The following is a 21,419-nucleotide window of genomic DNA, read 5'->3' on the forward strand; positions in this document are numbered from 1 at the left end:
ACTTTTGAGTGCGGCCCGTAGTTCGGTCGCAGCCTCGTCATCATCCGCTTCTTTATTAAGAACATGCCTCGCCGCATCGGTCAGGTTGTTATCCATTTCGTTATCAAATGCGATCGCTTCTGGCGTTCCTGCCAGCCCAAGCTTGAGCCGTTCACGCCCATAGCGTCGCTTTATCTTGTCATAAAGGTTCCGGCTGACGGCCAGGATCAGTTTTTGCAGTGGGTGACGGTCGCTGGGAATTGGTACTGGCTCGCCAAAGTTCTCCCATCGGACACGCGTTTCAACACCAAGATCCACGCCAAAAAGCTCGTTTCCCTCACCACGTTGAGTCGGAGAGCCGATGCCTTGATGCGGCGAGGTAGGGTATTTCAAAACCGGTGATGCATCCGGTGGCGATTCCGTCATTTCTTTAAGCATTGCGCGAAATTCTTTCAACTTGTCACGGGTTCTGAGAACTTCGGTTTTTACGATATCCAAACGTTTGATCAGATGATGACCATTTGCTAGGATAAGCTTTTGATTTGATACGGTTTCCTCCCAAATCCCCCCCTCAAAGAGAGCTTCGGTAATGATTAAATGTGCCTCGATCGCAGTCGACATTGCACCAGCCGGATGGTTACGCTTTTTGATTTCATCGTCTCTTAATTTGTGCATCGCGGCCTGGCCTGATGTCGCCCAAGCACCACGACGTTCTCTATGCAGACTACCTGTATGGCCGCTAATGGTATCGACTTGCGCGCTGGCCCAGATGATCATGTCAGTCGACGCGCGTACGCTTCTTTGCGCGTCCATCCAGTCGACGTCTTGACCATCAATTTTTGACGTTGCCCATTTGCCATCTGGGGGATCAAACGACCATTCCAGAAAAGTCATTGTCTCGGAAGTCTTGAGAAGTTCGTCGAGGCCAGTCCCCGAGCTCATCTTAGGTCGCTGCTCGGCCTTCACGCGGACGGCAGCGTCGATTTTTTTCTTTAGTGCGGGGTACAATTTATAGCCCGCGATGAGGTCCCCAAGGGTTTTCCGGGCATCTTCGAAGCCTGAATTGGTGGGATCGCGTGCGATTTCCAACAAGTCATGGACTTGATTATAGAAGTCGTCGTGTTTGGTCTCCCAGTATTCGATCAGATCAGCTTCTGATTCTTGCGTCGTCTCATATTTTGATGTGAATTTTGGCGGCGGATCACCTTGCCCGAACAGGGGGTTGAGGTCAGCACTGGACGGATGACCTGCGCTCGGTCCTTCTACCTCTTGGTCGCTGCTTTCGGGTGAAGCCGTCGGAGTGAGGGCAAGGTCGTCATCCTCGCTATCACTTGCGAAAGAGCCAGTCGGTGTGCTGGGTTTTTCCGTGTTCGGAGTAGTAGGACTGTCATCGTCTTGCGAGCCGCTGGACGGATCAATTTCGAGAATGTCAAAAGTGTTAGCTTGAGCCGGGCTAAGATCCATTTCGGCGACCGGTGGCGCAACGATGGGGCTTTCTTCGCCAAGAAGAACTTTCCGTTTCCGGGGGGGCGAGACGCCTTCCGGATTTTCATCTCTGGTTGAGGTATCGCGTTTTAACATTTTAGTCCGCTTTTTAATTAAGACGTTGTCAGGGCTGCACGAATGTCGCGCAAAACCTCTTTCATCGGTGCAACCACTGGCGTGCTGTCGTCAAAGCCATTTGCGTCGATCAAACCTGCGACGGGGTCGGTTTCAAGGTAGTGAGCATAGGCTTCAAGCGTCGCGAGGCTCGCTTGGGCATGTTTGGCGCGCGCGCTTTCGGTTTGCGCTGTTAACACGTCATCAAGCTGTGTGTGCAGTGTATCGTCCATGACACTCAGCACAGTATCCAACTTTTTCAGCCCGGTTTCGACCTGCTGCATAGCGTCGGGTTTTGATGCAAATACGGCACGGATCGCGGTCTTGAGCCGCAATACGCCGCCATCCAAGTTCGCGTGTTCTCGTTTCCAATCCAGTCGCGCCTTACCCAGCTTTTGGATCGACACAGCGATGGGTGATGAACCGCCCGTCTGAACCGCGGGGGTGGGGCCGGTTTGCGTCAAAGGAACAATAAATCGATGTATAAAATCTGTCTGAAGTTGGGTTAAGCCAGTTTCCAATGGAATATCCACGCATTTGCTCGCGCATTAATGTAGGCCTTCACATTGGCGAACTCCTTTCAAACTTGCAATAATTTCTACTTAAAAGGGTGTTCTTGCTGGAGCTTGTCAAAGCCAGAGTATGTTTTCGACGAGAAGGGGCCAAGTTCATTCATTACAGGCGACAACGTCTTGATTGAATAATTGGAGAACGGTTCAAGAAACGCCCCAAAGTTCACGCCTAGTTTGCAAACGGCTAACCTATCGCCGGTGGGCGAAAATCGACACCATATGCCTTAAAACCCGCTTTAAACGGACGCTCATCAAAACCTAGGAGTAAATGGTGGGCGACCCTGCCACCTTGAGTAAACGTCGGACCAATTCTTTAAGCTTTTTCTGGCAGCTGGGACGAAAGAGACTTTCCAAGAAGCGGAAAAAAGCGGAAGTTATAGGGGGTCCCAAAGATCACATAGCCTCCTAACAAATGAGAATAACATGCCCAGACGCTCCGTAGACGAAATGACCGTGTCCACTTTGAACCGCGTTGTGCGAGACATAGAGGCTGACAAGCAAAAGCCGGGTCTCATACGTGTCGGTGGTGTTGGTGGGTTAGCACTAAATGTTCGGAAACGAGAGTATGCTTCAGGAACTGCTTTGTCTGCATCATGGGTTCTCAGACGTACCTTTGAAGGGAAGCGGCGAGATTTTGCATTGGGGCCTTGGCCTGAGGTTTCACTAGCACAAGCGCGAGAACGTGGGCGTGTTATGTTGGACAAGCTCTGGCAGGGTATTGACCCCGCTGAAGAGCGGAGGCGGGAAGTCGCGGCCAAAGTAATTTCGCCAACTGTCAGGAAAGCCGCCTTGGCATACTTTGACCGGCAAGTTCGTGGCAAGATCAATGCGCGAGACGAGGCTAAGTGGTTGAACGATCTAGAAAGCTTCGCCTTCCCATTCATAGGTGACCTGAATGTCGATATGGTCGAAACCAGCCACATTATGCAAATCGTGGACCAACAGCATACAAAGTATGGGACAACAGAGGAAAAGAGACTTTGGGAGTCAGTGCCGGAACGCGCATCGCGAATGCTGAAGAAAATTGAAGTCATCTTGGCCGCTGAAGCACGGCTTGGCCATCGTGATGCAAACAACCCTGCCGCTTGGAAAGACCACCTTTGCCATCTCCTGCCGAAACCCTCGACCATTAAGACTCCGAACCGTCAGGCTGCGTTGCCCTATGAGCAATTGCCCCAGTTTGTGAAAGCGCTGCGTTCTCGTATGCCTTCTCCCTCAAGCCAAGCATTGGAATATTTGATTTTGACGGCTAGCCGGTCTGGAGAGGTTCGTGGGGCAAGGTGGTCTGAAATCGACTTGGAGCGAGGCTTATGGACAATTCCTGATAGCAGAATGAAAGCGGGCCGCGAACATCGTGTGGCATTGTCCAAGGCTGCGATTGATATTCTGAAGAGCACAAAACGCATGGCATCTACTGACCTCATCTGGCCGGGACAGGGCTTGAACAAACCAATGAGCGACGCGACGCTTGCTGCTCTGGTCAAAAAAATGCACCTAGCGGAAACCAAGGTTGGGAATGTTGGCTGGCATGACCCTAAGACAGGCAGACCGGCTGTTCCCCATGGCTTTCGGTCAACGTTTAGGGACTGGGTTGCTGAAACAACTGAATACCCGTCAGAAATGGCAGAGATCGCGCTAGCGCACGAAGTCGGTACGTCTGTTGAACGCGCTTACCGGCGAGGTGATATGGTGGAACGTCGCCGTGCGATGATGGAAGACTGGGCAAGTTTTATTGCGCCAATTGGTGAATAAAACCACGAACAATGAAGCATATGGCCGCAAGTTTTCGAGCCATTCTCAACAGAACTCGGGGTTTGTTAGCCGTATTTCATAATCCAATTTATTTCCGGAAACTTCAGAAAAACCGTAAGTTCAGTGGGTTGAATTCTTTTTTTCTTGTTTCTACATGTCTTTTGTGGCAGTTGAAAGTTAATGAGCCGCAATTGAACCGGATATCAGTGCAACAAACGGCCATTGAGTGAAGTCATCGTAACGCGGGGTCGATGCCCGCGCACGGACCACTAGCCCCTCACAAGGGCCGCTGCGGAACCGGTCAATCCAGCAGCAATGGACAGGTCTTCAATCGTAACTTGGATTTTATCCAACGAAGCGTGAGGAAGGCATATTTTCTAACCTTCTTCAGCTTCGATTTGAATGGAGAAGAAGGCTATGACCATCCGACAAGAAGCCGAAAACAACAAGAGGGCTTATCGCTCAAGTGAGCGCCCTAATCCCGCAATCCCTAAATATCGATCAGGTAAAGACTGGTCCCAAATGCCAGACTACGCGAAACTTCCCGACTATTCCCTGTTAGGAATAGCAGAGGTTTCTATCCTCACAGGTATGTCCACTTCAGTAATCGAGCGCCGTATAAAAAGTAATAAGTTTGCAGCTCCGAACTACCATGGGAAAGACCGTGTTTGGTCTTTGGGATATGTCCGCCAATGGTGCGAGCAATTTGCGCAATCATTGAATGAGGGGGCGTGAGAAATGACAAATGTTCTTAAAGGCTCCTTTAATTCAACAGATAGAGACAGACCGCACTGGGATGCGAACACTACAGAAATAGCTAGTTATGAGTACCATAGGGCGGACGGGAAATATGCCTACACCAAAGTGCGTGGGGAGAATTCTGACGGGGAAAAGGTCTTCACGACCAGACGCAAAAACGTCTTGTCGTTCGACGAACGTTTTGAGCCAGAAGACAAACGTGATTGGTTTTCTGGTCAAGGTGACGAGCCTAACGTACCCTACAGATTGCCTGAGTTGGTTGAGGCAACCTCTGGGCCTGATGCTTTGGTTCTGGTTGTTGAGGGCGAAAAAGATTGCGAGACAGCCCGCAAACTTGGCTTTACGGCTACGACTAATCCTAATGGTGCCTTGAAGTGGGAAGATAGCTACTCTCAATATCTGAAAGATTGCAATGTGGCCATCGTTCCTGACAACGACGAACGTGGTCTGCAGCATGCTGAAAAGGTTGCAAAATCTGCGTTTCCGGTTGCATCGTCTGTTAAGATCTTAACTTTGCCAGACCTAGCTGAAAAAGGTGATTTAACAGATTGGGTCCTTTCTAAAGGTGACGCTGCAGCAGATGATCTAAGGCAATTAATCGCGTCGGCTTCTGAGTATCAGGAACCGCAAAAGGGCAATAATATCGCCAACGTCGACAATGTCGCACAGATCTTGGAAAGCAATCCTGTTTGGGCCAATGTCATGGCTTATGACGAGTTTGCGGATCAGTTGATGTTGCTAAAACCGGTACCGGGGACGAAAGCTCCAAAGTCACGCTTTCGTCCCAGACAATGGACTGACAATGATGACATTAGCGCTTTGCGCTGGTTCAATCGGAACGGTTTCCCTCGTGTTTCCAAAGCCATAATCTCGGATGCGATAAAGGACGTTGCGCAAAGGTCAATGATATCGCCGGTCGCCGATTATCTTTTACCTCTTGAATGGGATGGAATAGAGCGACTCAGCCGTTGGTTGATCGATTATGGTGGTGCGGAGACTGACGACGATGATTTGAACTTCGACGTTGCGAAGCATGAATATGTTTGTGAAGTCGGTCGCCGTTGGATGATATCAGCTGTCGCACGTGCGCTGGATCCGGGAAACAAAGTCGATTCATGTCTCATTCTGGAGGGGCCGCAAGGAGTGGGCAAGTCGACATTGCTCCGCGTATTGGCTGATGGATCGTTCTTGCCTAGCGGACGAGCCTCTTGGTTCAGTGACTCTCTGCAGCAATTCGCGGGCCGAGATGCACAATCTGCACTTAGGGGTTGCTGGATTTTAGAACTTCCAGAATTGGCGGCAATGCGTCGTTCCGAGGTTGAGACCATCAAGGCTTATCTTTCGAAACAAGAAGATCGTTACCGACCAGCGTATGGCCGCTACGAAGTTCAGATGCCGCGTAGATGTGTATTCGCTGGGACAACAAATCGAACAGATTATTTGCGTGACGAGACTGGCAACAGACGATTTTGGCCTGTCACTCTGACCAAGGTCGAGTTCGAACAGCTGGGTGAAGATCGGGACCAACTCTGGGCTGAGGCGGTACGTGCGTTCCAAGCCGGTGAGCTGTGGCACCTCTCAGGCAACGCGGAAAGGTATCAGAAATCCATCGCCAACGAACGCACTGAAGAAGAACCGTGGGCGCATGTCCTGAAACATCTACCCGACATCAAGGAGGTCACCACACGTGATGTTCTTAGTCTCTTGGGGAAGGCGCTCAAAGATCAGAGTAAGAACGACGCGATCCGTGCCGGCGGCATGCTGCAGCGTGCAGGCTGGCACAAGCATGGAAGAATCACGTCTGGCCCGAACAGGGGAATGGGTCGGTACGTGAATCCCAATGCTGACGCAGTAGCAGCATTGACCGAAGAAGACATTTCGATGATTCAGAATAAGTTGAAAGAAGAAGACATAATGTAACATTATGGTTGGCGCGTTTTGGGATCAGGTGGTTTAGTCTGGTTCCAATCGCGCCAGCTATTCCCTTATATTCCATGAGTGCATTTTAAGTTATTGGTATGTATGTATAAATATCATCCATGTCGAAGAGTAGGAATATAGGTAAGCGTCTTGCGTTAACCTTGTTCTAAATCTCTTTCAAAGTTTCTTGGAACTTGGCGCGTTCCTGTGGTCGCAAAACGGAAACACTAGTTTGGGGGCGGAGTCCCCCGCCAAGTCATAAGTGAATGTCACACAAAATAAGGGGCTTGTGTTAGCTGAAATTCAAGGACCCTCTATAGGGAATCCTTTCCAGTCACGGGTGCCCATCAAATTTTCTCCACCCTTAAAAATGGACGGTCTGGTGTTCCCTATGGAGAACGGCGCAAACCGGACTGAACCGTATGCTTTTATTGGGTAAACCTACAATCTCTGTGGGTTGAAAATTCCGCTCTCTATATGATCGGCGGTAGGTAGGGTCCTTTTCGGTTTTTCCAACTAGAAATCAAGCTCAATCAGTTGCCATGTGTCGGCGTCGGGATCACGTTCCATTAGAGCTTGATATTGGGTTCTGATCTGTGCGCCAAAGCCATTTTGAGCATCGACATAAGCGTCAACGCGGAAACGGCAACTGCCCACGGATGTTACGCGTATTGAACTAAAGCTCGGAAAATCTGCGGTGGATGGTGCGCGCAATGTGGTCGAAACTGGGTTTTGGGACATTACGAAGGCGCTAATATGTTGCCTTTCTCCGCATTCTCTGGCCCGACGATCCCGTTCGGCTTGTTCCCTCACGGCTTCTTCTCTGTCTGCGCGCGACAACTCCCATTCTTCCGACGACGCGACCCCAGCTTCACCCGCAGCAACTAGGTCCAGATGATCTAAATACCCTGCCTTTTGGGCCGCGACATCAAGTTTTGCTTTTTCGGCGCTCTGAACAACGGCAAAGGCGGCGAAAGCACCAACTAACACAAACGCGGCACGCTTTCTAAATTTCTTTTTGAAAAGGCCGACAACAGCGGCCACAATCAACAGTGACAATAGTCCAGCAATTATACTCATTTTATAAACTCCCATATGGCATCGGCCCAACGGCCAGAAATGAAAAAGGCCACCAAAGGAATACTCTGGTGACCGGGGAGTTAGTAAGCCGCCAAGAGACGACCGCGCTGGCCTTTAGGCCGAAGCCCTGGACATACGCCAGTGCCTCCCCGACCATAAAGGCTGAGGAGGTGTCATCACGGTCGACACCGACCGCTCTTGGAGGGGTTACTACGCCCCGGAGCCATCGCTTTCAGGCGACCCTACCCAAAGTCTAAGCCAAGCTGTAGGCGGCGGCAAATGTATAAATGCGCTTAGCTGGGAAAAGCTTTGGTGAATTTATTGAGCCAGACTAAATGAACCCAACCAATTAGCCAAAGAACGATATATTATATACTTAATGAGCAGCGAGCGGCCCAGAGCCGACATCCAGCGGTGTTCCCCAATGCTGCGGTCGCTGCCCGCATTGCCGACATTCGCGCAGCCACAAAGCCAAGACCTACCTAAATTGAACAATGTCACGACTAAGATGCCTCGCCCATGCTTTGTCAAACTTTTCGCTCAGATCTTTGCGCTTAGCTTTGCGAAGGATCACCCCAATACGTCTGGGGTGCCCAGGCGGTGGGTTTGAGCCAGATTGACGGAACTCGTCAAAGAGACTTCGACAAATTTCAACCATCTTCCCCAGATCATTTTTTATTTGTTTTCGGCGTTCTTTGTCGGCTGCAAAAAACTCCTTTAGCGCAGCGTAATCGTCTTCGTTTGGATGAAAGGTCGGGCTACCTCTTGGGTCGATAATCCAAGACATAAAAGCTTCCCGCTTTTTCTCTCCTCTAACACGGTGAAGCTTTCCTGCCTCAGCGTCCGTGAGCGGTGTAATCATTTCCAGATAGCTTAAAAGATCCCCAAGTGCTGCTAGGTCTTTGTCTGCAATACTTGACATAATGGACGCTCTCTTTTCTACAAATCAACCTCGGCGAGGTTCTCAGCCACCATCTGACTGAATTCAGCTTACGCTAAGTCTCGACTTCGGTTGGTGACACTCCCGGCTCTTTTTAGCCATTTTCCTCCCTTATTCATCCTTGGCAATCAATAACGCCTCAACGCTTTCGATTTCAGGCATCGACCGGCCTGCGATCCCTTGTAAATCACCGTGCATCCCAACTGTTGATGCGATCACCAGATCAATCTGTTTGGCCCGCAACGCCCATTGCTTTTCGATAAAAACACGTTCCTTGCGCAGGTTGTCCTGCATGTCCTCGAAGCGTTCGACGATCGCATCGACACGCTGCTTGAATTGCGTTCCAGTCAGGTAGTCATAGATCATTTCCATTTTGGTTTCCTGGCCTATAGCGCGACCCTTGGCGCTTGCTACGTCGATCAGACCCTGGCGCAAAGACGATGCCAGCGGAACCGCGTAGCGTGGGGCACAAACCCAGATACCGTCAACTATTCCGAAGCTGTCTATCCCCTCAGGTAAGGCCTGGGAAGTAATCACAGCTACCTCGCATCCCGAGGCTCGCTGGTCATTGCGCAATTTAGCCAACCAGCTGGCGGTCCAGTTCTTAGTACGTTTGCTTTCCCATAGGATACTGCCTGCAATGCCGTTGACTGCGGTCACGCCTTGACGCAAATCTGCTCCGCTGACGCCTTTGGCAACGGGCACGAGGGCATCCATCGGAAAAGCCGCGCCGAGGGTTTCTTCCAACACAATCTCTGCGGCTTCACCTTGGGTCTGCATCGAACCTTGCTCGGATTTCTGTTTCAGCGCTTCGATTTGGCGTTTCATGCCCAGCATGACTTGCTCTTGTTCGGCGAGTCTCAACTCGGCTTTCTCATTCGCCTCTCGGGTCAGTTTTTCGGTCAATGCCGGACGTTCTGCCGCGAGCATTTTTTGCAAGGTCAGCTCCATCTCGGCCTCCTTGTCTTTAAGCTCTTGTTCCCGCTTCAATGCGTCAGCTTGAGCCTTTTGCGCCTCGCGCAGTTTTTCCTCCTGCGCCTTGAGGCGGCCCTCAAGGGCTGCTTGTTCTGCCGCTATTTCTACCTTGGCTGTCTCCTTGGCCTGTGCTTGTGCGGCGGCAAGCGCTTTGGCCGCTTGTGCCTCTTGCTTGGCCAGCTCATCATTGAAGGACGCTTGAAGATCGGCCAGCATCGGCCCAGCCAGTTGCTCCGTCAGCTCAATTTCGTTGGAACACTTAGGGCACTGGATCTTCAACTCGGGCATGCGCTCACCTTATGAATTAAGAGAACGAAAAAACTACCACGGAACTGAATGCGCCTCCAGAGCCGTTACTTCCCGTCGATCCTGCTACTCCTGATCATCCGGCCCAAAGCTGCCGTTCGTCATGCTGTAGCAATGTTGCGTCTGCAGCCCGCATTGCCGACTTTGGCGGCGAAATCGAAAACTGATGCTTTTTGAAGCTAGAAGCCGGACGGGTTGATCAACTTCAAAAAGGGCTTTTACGTGCCTAAATATGATTCAGCGTTCAAACCTCGAAAGGTAGCGTGTGCCAAACTCGATAGCGGAACAAATTCTAAACGAATACCTTACCACTCCTGATCCGAGGCATGCCCTACTAATCAACGCCCCTTGGGGAGCGGGAAAAACTGCGTTCATTAAGCATCAGACCAAGTATGAAACGGATCAGAATTTTCTGTATCTCAGTCTGTTCGGGATCAACTCGGTGGAAGCTTTCAATGAGGCTTTGTTGGCCGCAATTCTCAAAAGTCCCGGGAACGAAACAATTAAGACTGCCCGCAATGTCGGAGAGAAAATCAAAAACATCATTTCAAGCAGTCGCGCTATGGGTTTTTCTATCAACCTCAGCAGCCTGTCACTTCTTGAGGGGCTTAAGAAGGACCTGCCACCTAACCTCATCTTTGATGATCTGGAGCGGATATCGATGCCGCAGACCACGATGTCGGGCTTGTTGAACCAGTTCATTGAACATGACAAACGGCGAGTCATCCTGATTGCAAACACCGATGGGATTGTTGAGGGCGAGAAAGAGACCTTTGATACCACGAAAGAAAAACGCATCGGGCAGACTGTCGAAATCTTGCCGGATGTTGAGGCGGTTCTGCTGTCCTTTTGGGTGGATATCCCCAGTGGGCGGGGCAAGACCTATTTGAAAGACCACCAAGACCTTATCAAAGAGGTTTTCGATCAAGGGGCGCATAAGAACCTAAGGTTGCTGCAATATGCAATGCGCGCGACCGCCGCATTGCTTGATAAATCTGACGAGCGATTTTTTGGTTTTGAAAGGGCTTTTGAGACACTGGTGCGAACGTTCATGGCGTTGCACATGGCCTATGGTGGCGGATTGATTGGTAAGGATGAGCTACGTAATCGGGGTAATAGTAAAGCTTTTGGTGAAAGTATTATTGGAAAGGCGACGCCGGAAGACGCAGTTCCTTCGCTCATCGAATTGGCTAATGCACATCCTGAGTGTGACATTCGTATTCCGTTTAATGGCTCACCCTTGGATGTCGATTTGGGCTGGACCCTGATCGCGCAGGGCTATGCGAGTGCTGAGATGATCAATCAGCATTTGAGCCAATCGCATCACTTTAGAGATCAGCTCGATGATCCTAATTGGATCAAGCTCTGGAATTGGGACGACCAGTCCATCAGCGAGATTACAGATGTGTTGGAACAGTTGACGGCCAAACTAAAGGCCAACGAAATCACAAACCCCGGTGAATTCATCCAAATTTTTGGCGCGATGGATTTTTTGGTTAGGTTTGATGGACTTGAAGAAACGCGCGAGGAACTGGCCGACAGGTTTATCGGTTACATTGACAGCCTCGTGGCGGACAACAACATCAAGCCGAGCAATCCTTCGGGTCAATGGCGCAATAGACATGTATTCGAACATGATATGGGGCGAGTCAGATATGGCGGTTATTCGTTCGAGCCAGACGAAACCACGTCCAAAGTTGTCGAAAGGTTAAAGGCGGAGATGGACGCGGCTTATAATGCGAACCTTTCGAATGCTGCGTCGGGCTTGCTCGACACTTTCGAGGCGACCCCCGAAGCCTTCCTTGACCAGCTAGATTACAGTCAACACGACGCCGAATATGCATCTGCGCCAATCCTGCATCTATTAGACAAAGATCGATTTGCAGAGCGGCTTTTGGACCTAATCCAAGCTGACCGCGAAACAGCAATGCAGCTGGCGGATAGGCTCAAAGGCAGACGTCATGAAGGCAGGATTGAGCTGAAGGATGAACATGACTGGATCGATGAATTGAAGGAAGTCTTGCAGACAAAGGCATCGGCCAGATCGAAGTTGGAAGGGGCGCAGGTAAGGTTGTTTATTCGACGTGGGTTATGAGCGCCTGAGCAAGACTTGCTGAGGCTATTAAGTCATTTAGAGAATAGGGTGTCTGCTCCGGCAGTTTCAGTATCTTATCGTCGCAACCGCAGCGAGTGAGCGCAATCCACCCTTGTGTGGCTCGTCGCTCACGGCCCTTACCGGACATTCGTCGCACTTTGGATTAAGGTGGGTCGGTTCCCGTAAGCGGACGTTGGTGGATAGCGCAGCATTTTCACCTCCGCTATGGCAACTGAGCGAGCCTCAGCGGCCATAGACGTAACGCGCCTTTTTGACATTACTTTTATTCGCATCTTAAGTAACGAGATTATGTCGCAACATGTCTATTTCAATTCAGGAATGGTTAAATCACTCTGCCCAGAGCCCGTAGTCGAGAGTATGACCAAGAAATTCTAATTGCTCGCGCAGGTTATCTCTTGAGATTGGTCCGCCAAGACAGATCCGAAGCTGTTCGTGCGCCTGACCTGAAACAACGAATGCATCGCTTGGGACAATTCCGAGCCCACGTCCTGCCATGCGCCCCATGATGTCGGCCCGATGCCAACCATGGGGAAGTGTTAGCCAAATATTGAATGCCTCAGGATCAGAAACGAAATTCGCGTTTGGCAAATATTGGCTGGCAATCTTTTGGCGTGCCAAGGCTTCTTTTCGAACAAAACGACGGATGCGGTCGGCGGTGCCGTCCGTGATCCATCGGGTCACAATTGCCATAGTCACAGGCGATGCCATCACGGCGGTTGTCTTGATAGCCTGTTCCAACGACAATGCTTGGCGGCTGTCGGGAGACACTACATATGCCAGCCGGAGCCCAGCGCCAATACATTTTGCCAGCCCTCCGATGTGCCAAGTCAGATCTGGAACCATTGTGGCAAGTGGTGCGGGTGCGCGCGCTGGCACAAATCCATAAGCGTCATCTTCGATGAGCGGCAACTGGTGGCGTCGCAGAATATCGGCAATGGTCATACGCCGTTCGGTAGTCATCGTGCGTGTGGTGGGATTGTTCAGTGTCGGGTTCAGATATAAAGCCTTCGGGTTATGTAATGCGATGACATCAGACAAAGCGTCGGGAAGGATACCTTCGTCATCAACATCAATCCCAACTAGATTGAGACGCATGTGTTTGCATATTTTACGGATGCCGGGATAAGTGATTGCCTCACACACAATGGTATCGTTGGGGGTGGTCAAAACATCTAGCGCAGCCATGATGGCCGGATGTGCGCCCGGCGTAATGGCCACACGATCAAGTCTTGGGACCATGCCGCGCATAGAGAGCCACACGGACGCGGCCTCTTTATCCTTTTCACTCCCAATGCCCGATTGATATCGGAGCAATGACACCATATTCGCCGACACATCGGCGAGGCCGCCGCGCATCCGATCGATCAAATCGGGGTCGTCGGGCTCAGGTGGCAAGTTCATCGAAAGGTCGACTTGTGCGCTGCGCAACGGATCGTCCTGTCGTCCGTCTTTCTGTGCCCCTCGAATGAATGTACCGCGCCCGACTTGGCTTTCAACCAACCCACGTCGCGCGGCCTCTGTGTAAGCTCGCGATACAGTCGTGAAGTCCAGCCCCAACCCTGCTGCAAGTTTGCGTTGCGGAGGAAGGCGATCGCCAGATTGAAGCTGTCCCGTCTCCATATCACGCGCAATGGCATCAGCAATGGAGAGGTACACGGGCCCAGAAGAGGCGGGAAGTTCTGGTATCCAGGCTGTCATTGAGAATGCTCCATACAATTAAAACAATTTAGCATAAATTCCCCATACACGTCAATTGTCTGGATTGATGGATTACGTCCAAAATTTAGAAAAAAGCGCTTTAAAATAAGGCATATTTTCACGAATTGGGGGTAAAAATGTGGCAAAACTTCAATGTGGTTGGGTGATTTTTATACATACAATTGTGAATCAATTTTGAAGGCGTTTTCATAACTTGAGCGCAAGAATCATGCGCTGAAACATTCAAACGAGGAGACTGACCGCATGCCTGAGGTCAAAATGGAAAAACACAAAGATGGTGACTACTTTGTGGATTATGAAAACAAAGTATTTGAGGATGTGCAGGCCAAACCTGGTGAAAAAGCCCTCGTCACATTCCACACGGTAGCCTTTGAAGGGTCTATTGGCCTGGTCAACATTTTGGTCAGTCAACGTCTGTTAAAGAAGGGGTTCGATACGTCGATCCTGTTGTACGGTCCGGGCGTCACGCTTGGCATTCAGCGCGGCTTTCCAACTTTAGGCGATGATGCGTTCCCGGGCCACCAGAACTTCTCGGCGAACTTGAAAAAGTTCATGGACAAGGGCGGCAAAGTGTATTGCTGCCGTTTCGCCTTGCAAGCACTTTACGGGCATGGCGAGCAGTCTTTGCTTCCCGGCATCATCCCAATTGCGCCGCAAGATGTGCTCGACATCACGCTACTGCATCGTCAGGAAAATGCGTTCATCCTGGATACTTGGACACTCTAAGAACTTGTGGCGCAGGTCAGTCGGCCTGCGCCATTCCTGCTTGCCAAGGAAGGCCTAAACATATGTCCGCCCCACGAATTGTCCGCGCTGCGGCTGTCCAAATCTCACCTGACCTCACGTCGCGTGCTGGCACTTTGTCGAAGGTGAAAGATGCAATGTCTGACGCGGCAGCTCAAGGTGCACAGATCGTTGTCTTCCCCGAGACTTTCGTCCCGTGGTACCCCTACTTTTCCTTTGTTTTACCACCGATGCTACAAGGTGCCGAACATCTTCGCCTGTATGAAGAGGCCGTCACCATCCCATCCCCTGAGTCGGATGCAATTGCTGCCCTATCTCGTGATCTGGGAATTGTTACGGTGTTGGGCGTGAATGAGCGTGACAAGGGATCGTTGTACAATACGCAGCTCGTTTTTGACGCGGATGGGCAGATGGCGCTAAAGCGTCGCAAGATTACGCCAACCTATCATGAACGCATGATCTGGGGGCAAGGTGATGGCTCTGGGTTGAAGGTTGTCGAAACAGCCGTCGGCCGTGTCGGTGCGTTGGCTTGTTGGGAGCACTACAACCCGCTCGCGCGATACGCATTGATGGCGCAACACGAAGAAATTCATGTGGCGCAGTTTCCGGGCTCGCTTGTTGGACCGATATTTGGCGAACAGATCGAAGTCTCGATGCGACATCACGCTCTAGAATCGGGATGTTTTGTGATTAATGCTACCGGATGGCTCACAGAGAATCAGATCACATCGATAAGTGATGATCCCAAGCTACAAAAAGGTCTGCGTGACGGTTGCATGACGTGCATGATCACGCCCGAAGGCCGTCATGTCGTCCCTCCGCTTACCGAAGGCGAGGGCATTTTGATCGGCGACCTTGATATGAAACTGATCACCAAACGCAAACGCATGATGGACAGCGTTGGGCATTATGCCCGTCCTGAGCTTTTGCATTTGGTTCATGACGCAAGCCCCACTCAGACACGCCAAACCACGGGTGTGCAAGTGGTCGCACCGACACCCCCCGTTGACCTTACATCTGAGGAGACCCCCCTTGTACAATGAAGCCCTCATAAACGAATTGCAGACCAAGGGGATGCGACTGGTTGATCCAACTGTCGGACATCAAAGCCGTCGGGGTGGTGCAGGCCCAACAGATCACAAGGCCGTAACGATTGGCGATATGACCGTGATGATCCCGGTTCACACGGCCCCATCCTTCGAAAGCCCATATGTCGTGGATGCACCCGACGGGGATGGGACATCTTTGATCCGCAAGAACGGTGAAGACGTGGCACGGGTCTCGTTCCCGGCCAAGCCAAAGTTTTCGGACCTGACGACGGCTGACGGCGTGCCCTACAGCCAAATTGCCGTGCTACATGGGCGGGATGTGCTTGCCACCACAGTTTTACAAACCTGCATTCGCTATCAAAGCCGTACAAAAACCTGCCAGTTTTGCGCCATCGGACAATCTTTGGCTGCGGGCCGCACAACCGCTCACAAAACCCCGGCGCAATTGGCCGAAGTCGCCAAGGCCGCTGTTGAGCTTGATGGCGTTAAGCACATGGTGATGACGACTGGCACGCCTAAAGGCTCTGATCGTGGTGCCGCTGTGCTGGCGGAAAGTGCGGCGGCGATTAAGGCAGCGGTTGATTTGCCCTTGCAGGCCCAATGTGAGCCCCCAGAGGATGATATCTGGCTGCAACGTATGAAAGATGCGGGCGTGGATTCATTGGGAATGCATCTTGAAGCCGTCTCTGACGAAGTTCGCCACCGGATTATGCCCGGCAAGGCCCAAGTGAGCGTCGAAAAGTACTTTGAGTCCTTCAAAGCTGCCGTGCCTATCTTTGGGCATGGGCAGGTGTCGACCTATATCCTTGCAGGGCTTGGTGATACTGTTGAGCAAATCCTCAATGTGTCGCGCCGCCTCGTCGATATCGGTGTATATCCGTTTGTGGTACCCTTTGTGCCGGTGTCTGGCACACCCTTGGAAAGTCACCCATCGCCCTCTAGTGAATTCATGGATGCCATTTTAGGACCATTGTCCAAAATGATTATCGAAAGCGGTCTTGGGGCGACTAAGGCCAAGGCCGGTTGCGCCAAATGTGGTGCCTGTTCGGCCCTGTCTACTTACGAAAAGTTCCAGCTCAAGAAGGTGGCATCATGAGCTTTCATGGCCTCCCTGCGGACCTTTCCACTTACGAGGTAAAGTTGGCCGAAACCGCCGCAGAGCTTGCGGCTGCAGCCGTTCTGCGGCGTGCGGTTTTTTGTGAGGAACAGAGCTTATTTGAGGGCGATGATCGTGATTCAATCGACGATTACGCCGAAACGATTGTCGCCTTGAACCCTGAGGGCGAGGTCGTTGGAACTGTCCGCATCCATGAGGAGGCCCCCCGGCTTTGGTGGGGATCGCGTTTGGCGGTTGATCGGCGTTATCGCCGGATCGCCCAGCTTGGCGCGGGGTTGATCCGCTGTGCCGTCTCAACTGCAAATGGCCGCGGATGTGATCAGTTTCTTGCCCTTGTTCAGGCGCAGAACGAGCCGTTGTTTCACCGCCTTCAGTGGGAGAGCCTAGCTTTCGAAGACCACCACGGCATGCCGCACGTGAAGATGCAAGCCGACCTTGCTGCTTATCCTGTTGGGATGGACCTGCGGCCCTGTGTTTTGGCGGCGGAATGACTGACATAGAAACAAAATCAGGGCTCGATAGCTTCACAGCCCAGCTTGCTGCGGCGCGTGGCGTCACGGGTAAGACTGACATCGCAGCAACGGTTGCGGCTTTGGGGTTGAGCGCGCATGCCCAAGGCCGCCCGGGCGACGATTGTGCCGCCCTTCCTGACGGTCGCGGTGGTTGGACACTTTTCGCAGGCGAAGGCTTTATTCCCGCATTTGTAAAAGCCGACCCATGGTTCGCAGGTTGGTGCGGGGTGATGGTCAATATCTCAGATGTGTTGGCTATGGGCGGCAAACCCACAGCTGTGGTGAATGCCATCTGGGCACCGGACGCAGAGGCGGTACAACCGGTTCTGGAAGGTATGGCCGCCGCATCTCTGGCTTACGGCGTGCCAATCGTTGGAGGCCACAGCAACCTTAGTGCAGACGATCTAAACCTGTCAGTGTCGATCCTTGGTCATGCAACGCATTTGATGACCAGCTTTGATGCTAGGGCCGGTGACGTCCTCCTTTGTGCCGTCGATCATCGCGGGTCGTACCGTGCACCTTTCGATAATTGGCAGGCCGCTTTGGATGCGCCACATGACCGGTTACGCAGTGACGCCGCATTCATGGCGGAACTGGCGGCAACAGGATACGTGACGGCCTGCAAAGACATTAGCCAGGCTGGAATTCCGGGCACAGCCTTGATGCTCGCAGAGTGTTCTGGTGTTGGTATCGATATTGATGTGACCTCTGTTCCAGTGCCAGAGGGCGTCATGCTGGATCGTTGGTTGCGCAGTTTTCCCAGCTTTGGCTTCTTGATTTCAGTTGCACCTGAAAATGTTACGCGCGTGATTAAGGCGTTCACGGATCAAGGGATTTCTGCTGCCGCCATCGGCAGGATCAACGACAGCCGCAAAGTTTCGTTATCCGCACATGGAAATACATCGACCTTCTGGGACTTCCAAGAGGACCCATATATGACCCTTTCATCAGCGGAGGCAGACCATGCCTGAAGTCCATTTTCGCGTTCAGTGGCCTGATGGCGTCGTCGAGCAATGCTACTCTCCGTCCTCGGTCATAGCGGAGTATATCTCCCCCGGAACAGAGTACACTGTCGCCGACTTTATGAATCGAACCCGACGCGCATTGGCCCAAGCCAGTAAGCGGGTCGAACAAATTTATGGACACCCATGCAGTCTGGCGCAGGCACAAGCCAGCGCGATCGAGAACCGATACGCGGCTGGTTCATTTGCGGACACCAACATCGTGACGTGCCTTGAAATGTCTCCCACACCAAGCAAAGGAGCCAAAAAATGAACTCTCAAGCAACCTCGATTGCCTGCGTTATCATCGGCGCTGGTCAGGCTGGCCTGTCAGCCAGTTATCATCTGAAAGCGCGTGGCATCGAACACGTTGTGCTGGAAAAACACAAGATTGCTCATGCATGGCGCAATCAACGTTGGGATACGTTTTGTCTGGTCACGCCCAACTGGCAATGTCGCCTGCCGGACTTTCCTTATGCTGGAAATGACCCTGACGGCTATATGCTTAAAGACGAGATTATTGATTACCTCGAAGCCTTCGTAGGCAGCTTTGACCCGCCCGTCATCGAAAGTGTTACCGTTCAAAAAGTATCGCGCCGTGTTGACGGCAGGTTTGATATCACAAGCACGGCCGGGAACTGGATTGCAGATGAGGTCGTTATTGCGACGGGCGGTTATGACACCCCGATCATCCCGGATTATGCCGCAAATCTTGACCCGTCGATTTTGCAAATGCAGACCACGGATTATCGAAATCCTGAAACTATGCCAGATGGCGCGACCTTGATCGTGGGAACTGGGCAGTCCGGTGTGCAATTGATGGAAGACATGCGTATCAAAGGTCGCGATGTCCATTTGGCCGTTGGTCCCGCTCCACGCTCCCCTCGGATGTATCGCGGGCGTGACGCAACCGATTGGCTTTACGAAATGGGGCATTACGCCCTCACCGTCGACAATCATCCCTTGGGGATCGACGCTCGAGCAAAGACGAACCACTACATGACAGGCCGCGATGGTGGTCACGAAATCGACTTGCGAAAATTCGCGTTGGATGGCCTGAATCTTTACGGAAGCCTTGCAGGATTTGATGGAACTAAGGCGCAGTTCCTTCCTGATTTGGAAACCAACCTTGATGACGCAGACAAAAGCTATTGCGGCATACGTGATGCAATTGACGCCTATATTGACAAAAACGGCATCGAGGCTCCCGCAGAACCCGCATTCCAAAAAGTTTGGCGTCCAGAGACTGAGATATCAGAGATCGATCTGGCCGAGAAAGGGATCACTTCGGTCTTGTGGTGTATCGGGTTTAGACCAGATTACAGCTGGATCGACCTTGACGTTTTTGATGATCACGGCAGGCCCGTCTTCGATCGCGGCATTTGTGACGTGCCTGGTGCATATTTCTTAGGACTGGGATGGCTGAACACATGGGGCTCAGGACGTTTTCTAGCCGTTGGTGAAGACGCAGATTATTTGGCAAGTTGTATCGCCGCGCGACGTAACGGCGCCCAGAAAATGGCTTCATAAAGTTGTGAACGCACGGGACAAGACAAGCCGTGACTTCGACAGTTTGAAACCGATCGATAAAAACAAATGAAAATGACAGGCCACTAAATGACAAGTATAAATACGCCCCGCCTTCCGTTGCCCCCCTTCAGTTATGAAGACGCTGTTACAAAAGTACGTATGGCCGAAAACGCATGGAATAGTCGCGATGTGGCAAAGGTCGCCATGGCCTATACCCCTGAAACCCGTTGGCGGAATCGGTCGCAGTTTATAAATGGCCGTGCTGAAGTCGAAACCTTCTTGGTCGACAAATGGTCGACCGAAACAGATTATCGCCTGATCAAAGAAATTTGGGCCCACAACGGCAATCGTATCGCGGTAAGGTTTTGCTACGAATACCACGACGCAGACGGTCAATGGTTTCGCGCCCATGGCAACGAAAACTGGGAATTCGATGAAAACGGCTACATGGCCATGCGGCACGCGTCGATTAATGACGTCCCAATCCCAGAAGACCAACGCTTGTTTCATTGGCCAGTACTTGGCCCACGGCCAGACGACCATCCCAGCTTAAGTGAGCTTGGCCTTTAACCAAACATTCAAATTCACATTAAAGAAATCGCAGATAGTTAAGATGCGTACCGGTAAGGAAGAAGTTTGTTGAACACTTTGAGGTCGGGCTTCCGCCATTAGCGCTGGCCGAGACGAACAGCCCATTCCCGCCATCTACGGCTAGGTCGAGATGCTGCGGTGGCAACCCACATAGCCGCCGTGTGCTGCACTTGCTCGATTTGGGTTGTAGCCTAGGTTCGCTGCGGGGCGCGAAGCGCCTGTGCAATAGCGATAAACACACGCCAGTGTCCCACCAAAAGGAAGCCTTCCATAGACCAGTTTCAGACCGGTTTTCTATTCATGTGACGTTTGCAGCAATTCCCGCAGGTTTTGCGCTTGAATGGGGCGATCACGTAAATCGAGGGCCGAGTTTAGATCCACGAGATGGCTTTGCATCAGTTCTTCCGCGTTTTGTTCGTCTCCATCGGCAATAGCTTGCACCAGTGCATGATGGGCGTGGCTTTCGCACAAAGCACTTTCGCGCCGCCAATAAAGCGCGATGACTAGCGAGGAGCGAGCGATCAGCGTTTCAATAAACCGCCCAATCGTGTCCTGATCCGCAATCCGCGCGATTTCGATATGGAAGCGCCCTGACAGGTTTAGCGCACGACCATTGTCACCAGCATCGATGGCCGCATGTTCTCGGGTAATGTGTTCGTTCAGAATTTCAATGTCGTTTGGCGTGGCGCGGCCGGCCGCGGAACGGGCAGTGCGCGGTTCCAATAAAGCACGCGCTTCAAATACTTCGCGAGCCTCGCGTGGGGTAGGACTTGCGACAAAGGCCCCTTTATTACGCTGAATTTCCACAAGCTGAATATGTGCAAGAGATTGGAGTGCTGCGCGTACAACTGTGCGAGATACGTTGTAGATTTCACCGATTTCATCCTCGCCCAGCTTCGTTCTCGGCGCGAGACGATGTTCATGGATCGCCAAGGCCAACGCATCAACCACTTTTTGTGTGGCATCTTGTGGCTTGGGCGTGGAAATGTGCATGGCCGACATAGGTGTTTCCTTCAGAATCACAGATGCCAGAGACATGATGCGTGAACAAGGCATGCCATTATTGTATACAATAATGCGTCACCATTGTGTTCAGTAATTGCGCATTTTGGAATTGATCCGCTCATTTTTTTGCCATTTCCCTGACTTCTCTTTGGA

General features: G+C 51.7%; 19 protein-coding genes. 12 read left to right on the forward strand and 7 right to left on the reverse strand.

Going from position 1 to position 21,419, the window contains the following annotated elements; all coding sequences use genetic code 11:
• Positions 1-1,560: hypothetical protein (locus ABJF76_RS04300; protein WP_413822516.1), on the reverse strand; the 1,560-nt coding region annotated here is incomplete at its 3' end.
• Positions 1,561-1,577: 17 nt separating this feature from the next.
• On the reverse strand, positions 1,578-2,111 hold the full coding sequence (locus ABJF76_RS04305; protein WP_413821174.1) for a hypothetical protein: 534 nt from the start codon (positions 2,109-2,111) through the stop codon (positions 1,578-1,580).
• A gap of 486 nt (positions 2,112-2,597) precedes the next feature.
• Here ABJF76_RS04305 and ABJF76_RS04310 point away from each other — a divergent pair, with 486 nt between their 5' ends.
• The 3 genes from ABJF76_RS04310 to ABJF76_RS04320 all read left to right on the forward strand — a co-directional run bounded on the left by ABJF76_RS04310 (position 2,598) and on the right by ABJF76_RS04320 (position 6,581).
• On the forward strand, positions 2,598-3,902 hold the full coding sequence (locus ABJF76_RS04310; RefSeq protein ID WP_413821589.1) for a tyrosine-type recombinase/integrase: 1,305 nt from the start codon (positions 2,598-2,600) through the stop codon (positions 3,900-3,902).
• 417 nt (positions 3,903-4,319) lie between these two features.
• Complete coding sequence (locus ABJF76_RS04315) at positions 4,320-4,637, forward strand: hypothetical protein (RefSeq protein ID WP_413821175.1); 318 nt, start codon at positions 4,320-4,322, stop codon at positions 4,635-4,637.
• Between the two features lie 3 nt (positions 4,638-4,640).
• Positions 4,641-6,581 carry a VapE domain-containing protein gene (locus tag ABJF76_RS04320; protein WP_413821176.1) on the forward strand — a complete coding sequence of 647 codons (1,941 nt, stop codon included), beginning with the start codon at positions 4,641-4,643 and terminating at the stop codon, positions 6,579-6,581.
• Positions 6,582-7,097: 516 nt separating this feature from the next.
• Here the strand turns inward: ABJF76_RS04320 and ABJF76_RS04325 are convergent.
• From ABJF76_RS04325 to ABJF76_RS04335, 3 genes are all read right to left on the reverse strand, one after another.
• Positions 7,098-7,676: a hypothetical protein gene (locus tag ABJF76_RS04325; RefSeq protein ID WP_413821177.1), complete on the reverse strand. Its 579-nt coding sequence runs from the start codon at positions 7,674-7,676 to the stop codon at positions 7,098-7,100.
• 463 nt (positions 7,677-8,139) lie between these two features.
• Positions 8,140-8,583, reverse strand: a complete 444-nt coding sequence (locus ABJF76_RS04330; protein WP_413821178.1) for a hypothetical protein — start codon at positions 8,581-8,583, stop codon at positions 8,140-8,142.
• A 129-nt stretch (positions 8,584-8,712) separates the two neighbouring features.
• The gene (locus tag ABJF76_RS04335) at positions 8,713-9,864 is read right to left on the reverse strand and encodes a DUF2130 domain-containing protein (protein WP_413821179.1); all 1,152 of its coding nucleotides are present in this window, start codon (positions 9,862-9,864) and stop codon (positions 8,713-8,715) included.
• A 283-nt stretch (positions 9,865-10,147) separates the two neighbouring features.
• Between ABJF76_RS04335 and ABJF76_RS04340 the strand changes: the two genes are divergently transcribed.
• The gene (locus tag ABJF76_RS04340) at positions 10,148-11,977 is read left to right on the forward strand and encodes a P-loop NTPase fold protein (protein WP_413821180.1); all 1,830 of its coding nucleotides are present in this window, start codon (positions 10,148-10,150) and stop codon (positions 11,975-11,977) included.
• A 348-nt stretch (positions 11,978-12,325) separates the two neighbouring features.
• Here the strand turns inward: ABJF76_RS04340 and ABJF76_RS04345 are convergent, their stop codons facing one another.
• Complete coding sequence (locus tag ABJF76_RS04345) at positions 12,326-13,696, reverse strand: PLP-dependent aminotransferase family protein (protein WP_413821181.1); 1,371 nt, start codon at positions 13,694-13,696, stop codon at positions 12,326-12,328.
• A gap of 264 nt (positions 13,697-13,960) precedes the next feature.
• Between ABJF76_RS04345 and ABJF76_RS04350 the strand changes: the two genes are divergently transcribed.
• The 8 genes from ABJF76_RS04350 (at position 13,961) to ABJF76_RS04385 (ending at position 20,240) form a co-directional block, all read left to right on the forward strand.
• Complete coding sequence (locus ABJF76_RS04350) at positions 13,961-14,443, forward strand: MSMEG_0572/Sll0783 family nitrogen starvation response protein (RefSeq protein WP_413821182.1); 483 nt, start codon at positions 13,961-13,963, stop codon at positions 14,441-14,443.
• Positions 14,444-14,505: 62 nt separating this feature from the next.
• A complete protein-coding gene (locus ABJF76_RS04355) occupies positions 14,506-15,504 on the forward strand; it encodes a Nit6803 family nitrilase (protein WP_413821183.1) in 999 nt (332 codons plus the stop codon).
• Positions 15,494-16,606 (forward strand): MSMEG_0568 family radical SAM protein, encoded by a 1,113-nt coding sequence (locus tag ABJF76_RS04360; protein ID WP_413821184.1) that lies wholly within the window; start codon positions 15,494-15,496, stop codon positions 16,604-16,606. The genes ABJF76_RS04355 and ABJF76_RS04360 overlap by 11 nt, the downstream gene beginning before the upstream one ends.
• On the forward strand, positions 16,603-17,118 hold the full coding sequence (locus ABJF76_RS04365; protein ID WP_413821185.1) for an MSMEG_0567/Sll0786 family nitrogen starvation N-acetyltransferase: 516 nt from the start codon (positions 16,603-16,605) through the stop codon (positions 17,116-17,118). The genes ABJF76_RS04360 and ABJF76_RS04365 overlap by 4 nt, the downstream gene beginning before the upstream one ends.
• Complete coding sequence (locus ABJF76_RS04370; RefSeq protein WP_413821186.1) at positions 17,115-18,110, forward strand: sll0787 family AIR synthase-like protein; 996 nt, start codon at positions 17,115-17,117, stop codon at positions 18,108-18,110. Before ABJF76_RS04365 ends, ABJF76_RS04370 begins: the two co-directional genes overlap by 4 nt.
• Positions 18,103-18,414 carry an MSMEG_0570 family nitrogen starvation response protein gene (locus tag ABJF76_RS04375; protein ID WP_413821187.1) on the forward strand — a complete coding sequence of 104 codons (312 nt, stop codon included), beginning with the start codon at positions 18,103-18,105 and terminating at the stop codon, positions 18,412-18,414. Before ABJF76_RS04370 ends, ABJF76_RS04375 begins: the two co-directional genes overlap by 8 nt.
• Positions 18,411-19,670 (forward strand): MSMEG_0569 family flavin-dependent oxidoreductase, encoded by a 1,260-nt coding sequence (locus tag ABJF76_RS04380; protein WP_413821188.1) that lies wholly within the window; start codon positions 18,411-18,413, stop codon positions 19,668-19,670. Before ABJF76_RS04375 ends, ABJF76_RS04380 begins: the two co-directional genes overlap by 4 nt.
• Before the next feature lie 87 nt (positions 19,671-19,757).
• Positions 19,758-20,240, forward strand: a complete 483-nt coding sequence (locus ABJF76_RS04385; protein ID WP_413821189.1) for a DUF1348 family protein — start codon at positions 19,758-19,760, stop codon at positions 20,238-20,240.
• Between the two features lie 315 nt (positions 20,241-20,555).
• Here the strand turns inward: ABJF76_RS04385 and ABJF76_RS04390 are convergent, their stop codons facing one another.
• Positions 20,556-21,263 (reverse strand): GntR family transcriptional regulator, encoded by a 708-nt coding sequence (locus ABJF76_RS04390; RefSeq protein ID WP_413821190.1) that lies wholly within the window; start codon positions 21,261-21,263, stop codon positions 20,556-20,558.
• Between the last annotated feature and the right edge of the window lie 156 nt (positions 21,264-21,419).

It is taken from the genome of Tateyamaria sp., assembly GCF_039940735.1.
GTDB lineage: Bacteria > Pseudomonadota > Alphaproteobacteria > Rhodobacterales > Rhodobacteraceae > Tateyamaria.